This is a genomic window from Klebsiella africana (assembly GCF_020526085.1).
GTDB lineage: Bacteria > Pseudomonadota > Gammaproteobacteria > Enterobacterales > Enterobacteriaceae > Klebsiella > Klebsiella africana.
This window is the reverse complement of sequence record NZ_CP084874.1, coordinates 1,568,019-1,580,653: the sequence shown is the minus strand read 5'-3', so window position 1 is coordinate 1,580,653 and position 12,635 is coordinate 1,568,019. Positions and strand designations below refer to the sequence as shown.

Below are 12,635 nucleotides of genomic sequence, written 5' to 3'. Positions count from 1 at the left end.
CCCGCTTGCATTCGCCTGGGGAACGGGTAATATTGTTCCCCACGCGTCGGCACGTAGCGCAGCCTGGTAGCGCACCGTCATGGGGTGTCGGGGGTCGGAGGTTCAAATCCTCTCGTGCCGACCAAAAACTCCACAGAAACCAGCCTTGATGGCTGGTTTTTTTATACCTGTCTTTGAGGTCTGCTCCCCCCCGCCCGCTGAGGTTTCCCCCCTTTCTGCGCCACATCGTTAATCGTTAAGCATGCGACTATCCTGATGGTAAATTACGTCGTAGCATCTATTATTCGAATGTATGACTCATAAGCAGGAGCGGATAGCATGAGAGTTAATGGACTTACTAAAGGATTTTTCATCCTTATCGTCTTTATTGTGACCCTGGCCTTTTTCGATGTTCTCTCACCCTATTATTCCGCCATCCTCTGGGCCGCTATCCTCGCGGTGATTTTTAATCCGGTCAAAAACAAGATCCGTACCCGCCTCGGCGAACGCAATGGCCTTGCGGCCCTGATGACCATCGTCATTATCTGTCTTATCGTGTTTACACCACTGGCGATCATTCTGTCATCGCTGGCCTACGAGCTGAATCTGGTGTACAGCAAACTGCAGCATAACGACACTCAGTTCCCGACGGTGGTCGCCAGCCTGTTTGCCCACCTCCCCGGCTGGGCCAGAAACTTCCTGGCCGAGCATAACCTTGATAGCGCGCAGCAGATCCAGCAGCAACTCTCCGATGTCGCTTTGAAAGGCGGCCAGTATCTGGCGGGCAGCGCCTTTCTGATTGGTAAAGGGACCTTTGGCTTCACCGTCAGTTTCGGCATTATGCTGTACCTGCTATTTTTCCTGCTGAAGGATGGGCCTTACCTGGTGCTGTTGATCCTTGAATCTTTGCCACTATCGAGTTATGTGAAACAGCACCTGTTCGCAAAATTTGCCGCAGTGGCTCGCGCGACAGTGAAAGGCACCGTCGCCGTGGCGCTGGCGCAGGGAGCGCTTGGCGGCTTTGCCTTCTGGGTCGCCGGACTGGACGGCAGCATTCTCTGGGGGGCGCTGATGGCCTTCCTGTCGCTTATCCCGGCGGTAGGCTCGGCCATTATCTGGGTACCGGCGGCGATTTATCTCTTCGCCACCGGGCAGCTATGGCAGGGGGCCTTTATCGTCGGCTTTTTTGTGGTTGTGATTGGCCTGGTGGACAATATTCTGCGTCCGCTGCTTGTGGGCAAGGATACCAAGATGCCGGACTACCTGATCCTGATTGCCACCCTCGGCGGCATGGAGATCTACGGTATCAACGGTTTTGTGATCGGCCCGCTGATTGCCGCCTTGTTTATCGCCTGCTGGAACCTGCTGTCGGGACGGGAACACGCCGGTAACACGGATGAAATTGACGAAGAGTTTATTGAGGAAGCGAAAAATAGCCGTAACGAATAGCTTCCCTGGCCAGCGGCTGGCGGCCCGCCAGCGCTGCCGTGGCGCAAGGTTTGAGCTGACATGATGCCAGTACATAACACTATTCATTTTGAAAAAATTAGTAAATAAAACTTAACATTCAGCAAAGCAATGATAGGCTGTATCAGTCAGGAACGAAAATAAAGGATGATCAACCGTGAAAAAAATCACTACGCTAGCCGTTTCTCTGCTGACCGCCGCCTGCATGTCCGCTGGCGCATTGGCCGCAGACCAACCGCTGGAAAAAGTCGCGCCGTTCCCGAAAGCGGAAAAAGGCATGAAGCGTCAGGTTATTCAGCTGCCGCAGCAGCAGGATGAGTCGGCGCTCAAGGTTGAGCTGATGATCGGCCAGACGCTGGAAGTCGACTGCAACCATCATCGTCTCGGCGGGGAACTGGAAAGCAAAACCCTGGAAGGCTGGGGCTATGATTACTATGTCTTTGAGAAGCTGAGCGGCCCGGTCTCCACGATGATGGCCTGCCCGGACGGCAAAAAAGAGAAGAAATTCGTCACTGCCGGCCTCGGGGATGACGCCATGCTGCGCTACAACAGCAAACTGCCGATCGTGGTATACACGCCGACCAATGTCGATGTGAAATATCGCATCTGGCGCGCAGACGAGACTATCGGCAACGCCGTCGTCCGCTAAGGCGAACCAACAAACCGACCATACAAAACGGCAGCCCGCAGGCTGCCGTTTTTGTCAGAGCGTTTATCAGAGCGCGATATCCGCCATCGGCTTGCCGCCGCTCAGCGGCTTCAGCTCCGCCTGCGGGGCCTCATCCATCGCCCCGGCTGGCTCATATTTCAGCTCCAGCACTTCACTGGTCCATGCCAACGCTTTCTCGATCTCCGCCGGGTTGCCATCAAGACGGATACCGTAGGTTGGGATGATCGCCTTCAGCTTGGCCTGCCATTCCGGCGAATTAACTTTGTCTTTAAACACTTTTTCCATCAGCTGCAGCATGATAGGTGCCGCGGTGGAGGCGCCAGGCGACGCGCCCAACAGTGCGGCGACAGTGCCTTCGTCATCGCTGACCACTTCCGTGCCCAGACGCAATACCCCGCCCTTCTTCGCATCGCGCTTGATGATTTGCACGCGCTGACCGGCCTGCCACAACCGCCAGTCCTCCTTCCGCGCTTCCGGATAGTATTCGCACAGCGCGGCCAGACGATCTTTATCTTTCTGCATCACCTGGCTAATCAGATATTTCACCAGATCGAAGTTGTCCAGGCCGACGTTGAGCATCGGTAAAATATTCGAGGTATTTGTCGAGGCCAGCAGATCCCACAGCGACCCGTTCTTCAGGAAACGGGTCGAGAAAGTCGCGAATGGCCCGAACAGCACCACGCGTTTACCGTCAATAATACGGGTATCGATGTGCGGCACCGACATCGGTGGCGCACCCACTTCAGCCTGGCCGTAAACCTTCGCCAGATGGTGGTTAACCACCTCCGGGTTTTCGCAGACCAGGAACTGGCCGCCAACCGGGAAGCCCGCATACTCTTTGGCCTGCGGAATACCGGTCTCCTGCAGCAGGGTCAGCGCCGCGCCACCGGCGCCGATAAAGATAAATTTCGCTTTAATGACCCGCTTTTGGCGACGGTTGTCGGCATCCGCCAGAGTGACCGTCCAGCTCTTATCGGCGTTGCGCTTGAAGCGACGCACCACGGTGCCCAGTTGCAGGGAGAAATTATCATGCGTTTGCAGGCCGGCGATCAGCTGGCGGGTGATTTCGCCATAGTTGACGTCGGTTCCCACTTCAGTGCGAGTGGCTGCCACCTTTTGCTGCGGGTCGCGGCCTTCCATTACCAGCGGCGCCCAGGCTTTGATCTGCTGATGGTCTTCAGAATAGCGAATACCGCGGAACAGTTCGCTTTGCTGCAGCGCCGCATAGCGCGCACGCAGGAAGTTGACGTTATCTTCGCCCCACACAAAGCTCATGTGCGGCACGCTGTTAATGAAAGATTTTGGTTTGTTCAGGACGCCGCGCGTTACCTGATGCGCCCAGAACTGACGCGAGATATGGAAGGCTTCGTTGATGTCGACAGCTTTGTCGATATTGATGCCGTTGGCGGTCTGTGGCGTATAGTTCAGCTCCATCAGCGCCGCGTGGCCGGTACCCGCATTGTTCCACCCATTTGAGCTCTCTTCCGCTACGCTGGACATCTGCTCAACCATGGTAATAGACCAGTCTGGCTCAAGCTCCTGCAGCCAGGTTCCCAGTGTGGCGCTCATAATGCCGCCGCCAATCAACAATACATCCGTCTCTTGCTCATGGCGGGTGTCGGTCCGAGTGCTGTTGGGACCAACCGCCTGTGAGCGTGGTACGGCCATCTTTTTATTCATCGGATTTGAGCCTTACTTTACTCGCTGTTTTTATTTAGCGCAGGTGATACGATTGTCACCACTCACGTTACCACCGAAGCTCAAAAATTTAAATATTGTTTAAATTTTAAGTTCTGTTTTGAGATCCGTTATAAAAATGTTTAATAAATGTATACGGCAAATCACTTTTTGTACTGGTGCGTTGGCAGATTCCGCGCTATCATCCCTGGTTTTGTGACAGACCGCACGGAAGCAAGGCCTGACACCACTCCCTCTTTTTTATAAGCTGCGAACTTTTTTTATGCCCCCAGTTTCTGACCCCGCCGCTTCCGGCAACCTGCGTCTAATCGTCCGCTCCCCGTCACTGTTCACGCGTGAAGTGCTGGCTGGGGTGCTCACCGCGCTCGCCTTAATCCCTGAAGTGATTTCGTTTTCGGTCATTGCCGGCGTTGACCCACAGGTGAGCCTGATTGCTTCGGTCGTGCTCTGTCTGGCGATGTCGGTCCTCGGCGGACGCCCGGCGATGGTCACCGCCGCCGCGGGCTCGGTGGCGCTGGTGATTGGCCCGATGGTGCATCAGCACGGCGTGGGGTACATTTTACCGGCTGTCATTCTGGCAGGTATTATTCAAATTTTGTTTGGTCTGTGCGGCATGGCGCGCCTGATGCGCTTTATTCCCCCGGCGGTGATGACCGGGTTCGTCAACGCCCTCGGGCTCCTGATTTTTTTCGCTCAGGTGCCGCATTTCTGGAGCCGACAACCGCTGATCGTCGGTCTGTTCGTCCTGACCCTGCTTATCGTTCTGTGGGCGCCACGCTTTATTAAGGCTATCCCGGCGCCGTTGATTGCCATCGTCGTGCTCACCCTCTATACCGCGACCACCGGCCAGCTGTTGCCGACCGTGGGTGATGAAGGGTCAATGAGCGGCGGCCTGCCGGGGTTCACCGCCCTGACCGTTCCCCTAAACCTGGCCACCCTACAGATAATCTGGCCCTGCGCCCTCAGTATCGCCTTTGTCGGCCTGATGGAGTCCCTGCTGACGGCTAAGCTGGTGGACGATCTCACCCATACCCCGTCGAATAAATCGCGGGAAAGCGCCGGGCTGGGTATCGCTAATATTCTTGCCGGCTGCTATGGCGGCATCGCCGGCTGCGCGATGATCGGCCAGACCATCGTTAACGTGGAAATGGGCCGGGCCCGCAGCCGCCTCTCAACGGTTATCGCCGGCCTGGTGCTGCTCCTGCTGGTAACGGCGCTCAGCCAGGTGATGGCGAAGATCCCGATGGCGGTTCTGGCCGGGGTGATGGTGATCGTGGCGGTGAAGACCTTTAGCTGGCACAGCATACGCCCGGGGGAGCTGGCGCGTAATCCGTGGCCGGAAACGCTGGTGATGCTGGTGACCGTCGCCGCGACGGTGGGAACCAGCAATCTGGCGATCGGTGTGCTGGCGGGGATTGTCGCCATGGCGATCATCCCCCGCCGCCTGCGGGCGAAAGCGTCGGCTACATCAGAAACAGCGTCGCCAGACCAAGGAAAATAAAGAAGCCACCGGTATCGGTAATGGCGGTGATCATCACGCTGGAGCCGACCGCCGGGTCGCGCCCCAGCTTCACCATAACCATCGGGATGATCACGCCCATCATCGCCGCCATCAGCAGATTGAGCATCATGGCCAGCGTCATCACCCCGCCGAGCTGCGGATCGTCATACAGCCACCAGGTGATGGCCCCCATAATCCCGCCCCACACCAGGCCGTTAATCAGGGCGACCCCCATTTCACGCAGGATCAGGAAGGTAAAGCTGCCGGGCTGGATCTGCTGCAGCGCCATCGCCCGGACGATCATGGTGATCGTCTGATTGCCGGTATTGCCGCCGATGCCGGCAACGATCGGCATCAGCGAGGCCAGCGCCACCAGCTGTGAAATGGTGTGTTCGAAGCCGTCGATGACCCTGGAAGCGATAAACGCCGTACACAGGTTGACCGCCAGCCACGCCCAGCGGGTTTTCACCGCTTTGCTGACCGGGGCGAAGACATCTTCTTCATCACTCAGGCCGCCCATCCGGCGCAGATCGTTATCCGTCTCTTCATAGACCACATCGACGATCTCATCGATGGTCAGGCGCCCGATCAGCTTGCCGTCGGCATCAATGACGGCGGCGCTGAGTAAGTCATCACGTTCGAAAGTGCGCGCCACTTTCTCCGCCTCTTCATGCGGCTGAAAGGTAACCGGATCGCCCTCCATCACCTCCCCCACCCGTTTCTGCGCATCGTTGAGCAGAATGGTCTGGAGCTCCAGCTCGCCGAGCAGCAGCTTATTGCGGGTAGTGACGAACAGCTTATCGGTGTTCTCCGGCATTTTACCGAGACGCCGCAGATAGCGCTGCACCGCTGCCAGAGTGGCCTCCGGCCGCACCGTAATGACCTCAAACTCCATGATCGACCCGACGCTGTTGTCGGCGTAGCGCATTATCTGCCGGATACGGGCGCGCTTCTCGGCCGGCAGAGTCGCCAGCAGACGTCCGGTCAGGTTGCGCGGCAGATGCTGCAGCAGGTAAACCTGTTCATCGATATCCAGCGGCTGCATGGTCTGCAGCAGCTCGTGGTCGCTCATTTTGTCAATGAGATCGCCCCAGACGTTCTCTGAGGCTTCCAGCAGCACTTCGCCACGTTTCTCGTCAGGCACCAGGCACCACAGTGCGGTGCGGGCGTCATAGGGGAGCGCTTCCAGCGCATCGGCGAGATCCGGTGGCGGCAGATGCGAGACCAGCATTTCCACTTCGGCCAGGTCATCGGCCAGCGTCCCTTCATCATAGCGCTCAGCCAGCGTCAGTTTGCCCAGCAGCACGGAGGTCACCGCTTTATCGGTGCTCAAGAGCCAAATCAGACGGGCGCGCTCTTCGTCACGCAAGCGGGCGCTTTTTTTATGCAAAACGGACATCGATCGGGCAATCCTTTTGAGAATAGTGAGCCGGCCTGCGGGCCGGAAGCCTTAAGCATAGCGCGAGGAGGGGGAAATAATAACCGTCAGCGATGTAGACGCTGAAAATTTCAGCGGCGCCCGGGCTTTACCCGGGCGTATGGCGATTGTCAGGCCGTGCGGGCCACCGCATCGCGAGAAGCCTGTTCTCGCTCTTCACCGGTAAGTTCGGCGAGCTGGCCGGCGCGCATCTCCAGCAGGCGATCGGCGTGCTGGAAATAATGATCGTCATGGCTGATGGCGAACACGGTTTTCCCCATCTGCTGCATCAGCGGCAGCAGCACCTGATAGAACTCGCGGCGGAAATGCGGATCCTGATCCGCCGCCCATTCATCCAGCAGAATGATATCCCGGGACTCGGCCAGCGCCAGCAGGAGCGCCACGCGCTTCTTCTGCCCTTTCGACAACCGCAGGTCAGCGATTTTTCCGTTCTCCAGCTGCAGCTTGTGGGCCATTTGCAGACGCTCCAGCCATGTTGCCACCAGCGCCGGATCGGCCTCCTCGCCCTGCGGCCCGAGCAGACGGTCGAACAGCCAGACGTCGGTAAACACCGCGGAGAACAGTTTGCGGTACTCCTCCGGTTTCTCGACTGCCAGCGGCTGGCCGTCGACGAGGATCTGACCGGAAACCGGTTGATACAGGCCGGTCAGGAGCATCGCCAGCGTTGACTTGCCGCTGCCGTTGCCGCCGATGAGAAACACCAGCTCGCCGCGCTTCAGCGTCAGATTAAGCGGCCCTACCGCAAAGCGCTGGTCCGGATAATGGAAGGTGACATCGCGCAGCTCCAGCGTCTGCCAGTCAGGATGCGCCTGCGGCCGGGGAAAGTCGGCCTGATACGGGGCGAGGGAGAACTGACGCAGCTTGTTAAACGCCACCTGGGCGCTGAGCAGCGTGGGCAGCGCGCCGACGGCGGAGAGCAGCGGCGTACGCAGAAACAGCAGCGTCAGGGAATAGGTCGCCGCCACGGCGGTATCGGCCCAGCCGAGGCTGTTGGCCATCCAGAACACCAGCCCGATGGCGCCAAGCATCATAATATTCGACCAGTTAACCGCGCTGAGGTGGAAGGTATCGGCGCGAACGATATGGTGCCGGTACTCCCGGGCGTCCGGGAGGTAGAGCTGATTAAAGACATATTCTGCGCGTTCGCGGTTGAGGGTCAGCTCTTTACGCCCCTCCAGCACCGTCTGATAGTCGTGATACAGTTTATCTTCCGTTTCGCGCAGGCTGGTCATATGTTTGTATACCCGCGACACCAGCACAAAGCCGCCCCAGATGGTGAGCGCCATCCACAGCGCCGTCACCAGCATCATTTTTCCTGACAGCCAGGCGAGGTAGGCCGCGGAGCCGAAGGTGAGAATGATCCCCTGCACCAGCTCCGGCAGGCGCACAAAGGCGATGGTGATATTGCGAATATCGCTGGTCAGCCCGGCAAGCAGCGACGCACTGCCGATCTTCTCTACTTGTTCAATCTGGGTATCGAGGATGCGTTTAACAAACTCACCGCGCAGACGATAGACAAAATGGTGGCCGAGAGTGGTTAGCGCCAGCTGCGAGCCCAGGGTCACCGCCATCAGCAGCCCCAGCAGACCAAGAAACTCCGGCAGGACCCGCAGCGACGTATCGACAACCGTTATCAGCCGCAGGTTAATGAACGCGATTAAGCCGATACCCAGCGCGGCGCTGAGCAGGCTGAGAGCAATAACGCCCAGAAACGGCCAGCGATACTGGCGCCAGACGAGAGAGAGAAGTTCCATAACAGGCTATCCGCAAAAGCAAAACAGCCAGCAGTTTAAACGGCTCGGCGGCGACATCAAGAATAATTCTTATTTTAGTCGCGGGAACGCCCCGCCAGACGAAAGGTAATGTTGTAACGACAGTCGCCCGTTTCCGGATGATGCCCCGCTTTCAGCGGCTGAATGCCATGATAAAACAGGCGCGACGCCCCGCCCCAGACCACCACATCGCCATGCTCCAGCAGCAGCCTCTGCAGCGGGTCGCTGCGTTGCAACCCGCCAAACTGAAAGATGGCCGGCAAGCCCAGCGAGACCGAGACGATCGGCGCCCGCAGATCCTGTTCATCTTTATCCTGATGCAATGACAGTTTTGCGCCGGGACAATAGCGGTTAATCAGACAGGCATCGGGGGAAAACTCCGGATAGCCGCCGGCTGCGGCGGCCTCAAGCGCCAGTTCACAAAATATGGCAGGCATCCGTGGCCAGGGAGTGTCGGTTAGCGGATCGATGGGCGCGTACAGATAGCCGTGGCGATCGGTGGTCCAGCCCAGAGGGCCGCAGTTGGTCATGGCAACCGACATGGTGTACCCGCCAGGCGTGACCATCTGGCGAAACGGCGACTGACTGGCGACGTCGGCAATCGCCTGCAGCAGCGCCGGGGCGCGCTCGCGGGCAAATCGTCGAAGTACCACCGCGCCAGGGGCTAGCGGCTCCTGCCACGGTGGGGTATCGCTAAACAGATCGAGCATTACTCCTCCTCATGTTGGGCCTCGCGCGCCAGTAGCTGCGCTTTCCGCGCCGTTCCCCAGCGGTAACCGGACATCGCACCGCCCTCCCGCACCACCCGATGGCAGGGAACGATCACCGCCAGCGAATTCGCCGCACAGGCGCCGGCCACCGCTCTTGCCGCCCGCGGCAGACCAATATGCTCTGCCACCTGGCGGTAGCTACGGGTCTCGCCCACCGGGATCTGTCTCAGCGCTTGCCAGACCTGCAGCTGAAATGCGGTGCCCTGCAGATCCAGCGGCAGCGATACCGGCCGTCGGCTGTCATCAAGGTGGGCGAAAATCTCCGCCATCTGGCGGCGAAACTCAGGGTCGCCTTCACGCAGCTCGGCATTGGGAAAGCGCCGGCGCAAGTCGTCGAGCAATGCCGCATCGTTATCACCCGGCAGCACCGCACAAACGCCGCGTTCGCTGTATGCCACCAGGCAGCGACCCAGCGTGCAATCGCCCGTCGTCCAGGTCACCACGGTGGTAGTGCCGCCGCGGCGGAACTGGCTGGCGGTCATCCCTAATGCGGCATCGGCCTGGCGATAATAGCTACTGCTGTCGGGAAAACCAGCGGCCAGCGCGGCGCGAGTCACCGGACTTCCCTGCGCCAGCGCTTCCCGCAGACGCCGCGCCCGCCATGCCTGCTGCCAGGCTTTGGGGGTCATACCGGTGACGGATTTAAACAAACGGTGGAAATGAAACGGACTGACCGCCAGCCTGTGGGCCAGCGTCTCAAGGGTCAGGGGCGCGTCCTGCTCCAGCAACCGGCAGGCCTGCGCCACTTTGTCGACCCTTTGCTGCTGCGGATCGTCTTTATCCGGCTGGCAGCGTTTGCAGGGGCGGAACCCCGCCGCCACGGCGGAGGTGACGTCGGCAAAAAAGCGCACATTTTCCCGCCGCGCGCGCCGCGAGCGGCAGGAAGGGCGGCAGCAGATGCCGGTAGTCAGTACCGCAAAGACAAATTGACCATCGGCCCGAGTATCACGTTCGCAGACCGCCTGCCAGCGGCGGTCATCGGTATCGACAACTATCGGTTTCATGACGGGTCTCCAGCTGTAAGTGTACCCTCAGTCTGTGGTAAAGCCCGCAGTAAAAAACCCGCAATCTTGCTTTTTAATTTTTCTCGCCGACAAGGAAAGTGCGGAACTGCGGCGACATCCAGGTTTTAAAGCCCTCTCCTTCTTTAACGATCATATAGACCGCCAGCCCCTGTTCGCGCACTACCTGCTGCGCTTTTTCCGGCCCCAGCACCATCAGTCCGGTATCCCAGCCGTCCGCCTCCAGCGCCGTTGGCGCAATGACAGTGACGGAGACCAGCTTATGGGTTATCGGCTGCCCGGTCTGCGGATCGATAACGTGAGAGATACGTTTGCCATCAAGTTCATAGTAATTGCGATAGCTGCCGGAGGTACTGATGCCGTGGCCATTGATGTCGACAATCGCCTGGACGGCATTTTCCCGGTCGGTCGGTTTCTGGATCGCCACCCGCCAGGGCTTGCCTTCGCCGTTCATCCCGCGGCTGACTAGCGCCCCGCCAACCGACACCAGATAGCGGGAGATCCCCTCCTGCTCCATCAACCGCGCAAGGTGATCGGCGGCATAGCCTTCCCCCACAGTAGAGAGATCGACGAACAGATCGGGAATATCTTTTTGCAGGAACTGCCTGCCACTCTGATTGATAACCTGCAAATGCTGCAGGCCGGTGCGTGCTTTCGCTGCGGCAATCGCCTGCGCGTCGGGGGTGGTGACCGGCTGTTTATCCGGGCCAAAGCCCCACAGATTGACCAGCGGCCCCACGGTAATATCCATCGCACCGTGCGTTTTGGCGCCAATCCGCAGCGACAGGGTCACGATATCCGCCATCGCTTCGCTCACCGGCCAGGGACGGGTATCCGCCGCGTGGTTGAAACGCATCAGCGCCGAGTCGTTTTTCCAGGTCGACAGCAGGCGATCGTCGGCATCCAGCTGGGCCTGAACCTTGGCGCGCAATGCCTGGGCTTTTGCTTCATCGACGCCAATCACGCTGACCCGCCAGAAGGTGCCCATTGTTTTGCCATCCAGCACAGTGGCCGTCGAGTTGGAAGTTGCAGGAGGGGTAGCTGAATCGCAGCCAGAGAGCAAAACGCAGGCGCCCAGCAGCGCGGCGCGAAAGAAAGTCATATCCATTAATCGAGGCTCCTCTTACCAGGGCGACAAGAGTATACCAGCGAGGTTAAACCGGACATAAAAAAAGGCGCCAGAGGCGCCTTTTTGTTATGCAGCTTGCAACTTAGAACTGGTAAACCAGGCCCAGTGCAACCACGTCGTCGGTAGAGATACCGGCGTTGCGGGTGAAGCTGTTGTCGTCCAGCAGGTTGATTTTGTAGTCAACATAGGTGGACATGTTTTTGTTGAAGTAGTAGGTCGCGCCAACGTCAACATATTTCAGGATGTCCTGGTCGCCGTAGCCTTCCAGATCCTTACCTTTAGACTGCAGGTAAGCCACGGACGGACGCAGACCGAAGTCGAACTGGTACTGAGCAACCACTTCGAAGTTCTGCGCTTTGTTAGCAAAGCCCAGGGAACCAGCGCGAGTAGCGTTGTAGGTCTGGGTGTACTGAGTCGCCAGGTAGATGTTGTTGGCGTCGTATTTCAGACCACCGGTGTAGGTTTCAGCGTTGTCGCCACGACCCAGTTCCAGTTGGGTGTTCTGGTCGCCGTTACGTTTGGAGTGAGAATACGCGAAACCAGCGCTGATACCATCAAAGATATCATAGGTCAGAGAGGTACCGTAACCGTCGCCGTTCTGTTTCAGAGCGCCACGACCGTTGTTGGTCGGAGAAGTACCTTCGCCGCTGACGCTGCCGTTTTTACCCTGATACTGCAGAGCAAAGTTCAGGCCGTCAACCAGACCGAAGAAGTCAGAGTTACGGTAGGTTGCTACGCCGTTAGCACGGGACTGCAGGAAGTTGTCAGAACCGTAGGTGTCGCCGCCGAATTCCGGCAGAACGTCGGTCCAGGACGTTACGTCGTAGACTACGCCGTAGTTACGACCGTAGTCGAAAGAGCCCGCGTCGCCAAATTTCAGACCGGCGAATGCCAGACGAGTCCATGCCTGATCGCTGGAGCTTTCAGTGTTGTTCGCCTGAACGTTGTATTCCCACTGGCCGTAACCGGTCAGCTGGTCGTTGATCTGGGTTTCGCCTTTCACGCCTACACGCATGTAGGTCTGGTCGCCGTCGACGCTCTTGTCGTCAGAGAAGTAGTGCAGACCGTCGATTTTACCGTACAGGTCTAATTTGTTGCCGTCTTTGTTATAAATTTCAGCCGCATTTGCTGCGCCTGCTACCAGCAGAGCCGGTACCAGGAGGGACAGTACTTTAACTTTCATGTTATT

10 protein-coding genes and 1 tRNA gene are annotated in these 12,635 nt (G+C 58.4%); 4 read left to right on the top strand and 7 right to left on the bottom strand.

The features are described from left to right. The first annotated feature begins 47 nt into the window (after positions 1-47). The 3 genes from LGL98_RS07650 (at position 48) to eco (ending at position 2,095) form a co-directional block, all read left to right on the top strand. Positions 48-124 (top strand) — tRNA-Pro (locus tag LGL98_RS07650). Positions 125-318: 194 nt separating this feature from the next. Then, complete coding sequence (locus LGL98_RS07645) at positions 319-1,428, top strand: AI-2E family transporter (RefSeq protein WP_136034675.1); 1,110 nt, start codon at positions 319-321, stop codon at positions 1,426-1,428. 175 nt (positions 1,429-1,603) lie between these two features. Then, positions 1,604-2,095 (top strand): serine protease inhibitor ecotin, encoded by a 492-nt coding sequence (gene eco, locus LGL98_RS07640; RefSeq protein WP_025711620.1) that lies wholly within the window; start codon positions 1,604-1,606, stop codon positions 2,093-2,095. A 66-nt stretch (positions 2,096-2,161) separates the two neighbouring features. Here eco and mqo read toward each other — a convergent pair whose 3' ends face one another. Beyond that, on the bottom strand, positions 2,162-3,796 hold the full coding sequence (gene mqo / locus LGL98_RS07635) for a malate dehydrogenase (quinone) (protein ID WP_136034673.1): 1,635 nt from the start codon (positions 3,794-3,796) through the stop codon (positions 2,162-2,164). A gap of 358 nt (positions 3,797-4,154) precedes the next feature. On the opposite strand from mqo, the gene LGL98_RS07630 reads away from it, so the two are divergent. Next, complete coding sequence (locus tag LGL98_RS07630) at positions 4,155-5,315, top strand: SulP family inorganic anion transporter (protein WP_136034797.1); 1,161 nt, start codon at positions 4,155-4,157, stop codon at positions 5,313-5,315. On the opposite strand, the gene mgtE is transcribed toward LGL98_RS07630, so the two are convergent. The 6 genes from mgtE to LGL98_RS07600 form a co-directional block, all read right to left on the bottom strand. Continuing rightward, entirely contained in the window at positions 5,278-6,714 is a 1,437-nt protein-coding gene (gene mgtE / locus LGL98_RS07625; RefSeq protein ID WP_136034671.1) for a magnesium transporter, read from the bottom strand. The two genes, LGL98_RS07630 and mgtE, sit on opposite strands and share 38 nt — an antisense overlap. Before the next feature lie 149 nt (positions 6,715-6,863). Next, positions 6,864-8,507, bottom strand: coding sequence for a multidrug ABC transporter permease/ATP-binding protein (locus tag LGL98_RS07620; protein WP_136034670.1), 1,644 nt, complete (start codon positions 8,505-8,507; stop codon positions 6,864-6,866). Between the two features lie 74 nt (positions 8,508-8,581). Next, positions 8,582-9,235: a DNA oxidative demethylase AlkB gene (gene alkB / locus LGL98_RS07615; RefSeq protein WP_136034668.1), complete on the bottom strand. Its 654-nt coding sequence runs from the start codon at positions 9,233-9,235 to the stop codon at positions 8,582-8,584. Continuing rightward, a complete protein-coding gene (gene ada, locus LGL98_RS07610; RefSeq protein WP_136034666.1) occupies positions 9,235-10,299 on the bottom strand; it encodes a bifunctional DNA-binding transcriptional regulator/O6-methylguanine-DNA methyltransferase Ada in 1,065 nt (354 codons plus the stop codon). Before ada ends, alkB begins: the two co-directional genes overlap by 1 nt. Before the next feature lie 73 nt (positions 10,300-10,372). After that, entirely contained in the window at positions 10,373-11,425 is a 1,053-nt protein-coding gene (gene apbE / locus LGL98_RS07605; protein WP_136034664.1) for an FAD:protein FMN transferase ApbE, read from the bottom strand. Between the two features lie 103 nt (positions 11,426-11,528). Continuing rightward, positions 11,529-12,629 carry a porin OmpC gene (locus tag LGL98_RS07600; RefSeq protein ID WP_032733378.1) on the bottom strand — a complete coding sequence of 367 codons (1,101 nt, stop codon included), beginning with the start codon at positions 12,627-12,629 and terminating at the stop codon, positions 11,529-11,531. Positions 12,630-12,635 lie beyond the last annotated feature (6 nt).

What these genes read in the sequence shown, in the direction of transcription:
- LGL98_RS07645 (WP_136034675.1), top strand. Translation starts at nt 319, where the DNA reads ATGAGAGTTAATGGACTTACTAAAGGATTTTTCATCCTTATCGTCTTT.
- LGL98_RS07600 (WP_032733378.1), bottom strand. Translation starts at nt 12,629, where the DNA reads ATGAAAGTTAAAGTACTGTCCCTCCTGGTACCGGCTCTGCTGGTAGCA.
- alkB (WP_136034668.1), bottom strand. Translation starts at nt 9,235, where the DNA reads ATGCTCGATCTGTTTAGCGATACCCCACCGTGGCAGGAGCCGCTAGCC.
- ada (WP_136034666.1), bottom strand. Translation starts at nt 10,299, where the DNA reads ATGAAACCGATAGTTGTCGATACCGATGACCGCCGCTGGCAGGCGGTC.
- LGL98_RS07620 (WP_136034670.1), bottom strand. Translation starts at nt 8,507, where the DNA reads ATGGAACTTCTCTCTCTCGTCTGGCGCCAGTATCGCTGGCCGTTTCTG.
- apbE (WP_136034664.1), bottom strand. Translation starts at nt 11,425, where the DNA reads ATGGATATGACTTTCTTTCGCGCCGCGCTGCTGGGCGCCTGCGTTTTG.
- mgtE (WP_136034671.1), bottom strand. Translation starts at nt 6,714, where the DNA reads ATGTCCGTTTTGCATAAAAAAAGCGCCCGCTTGCGTGACGAAGAGCGC.
- mqo (WP_136034673.1), bottom strand. Translation starts at nt 3,796, where the DNA reads ATGAATAAAAAGATGGCCGTACCACGCTCACAGGCGGTTGGTCCCAAC.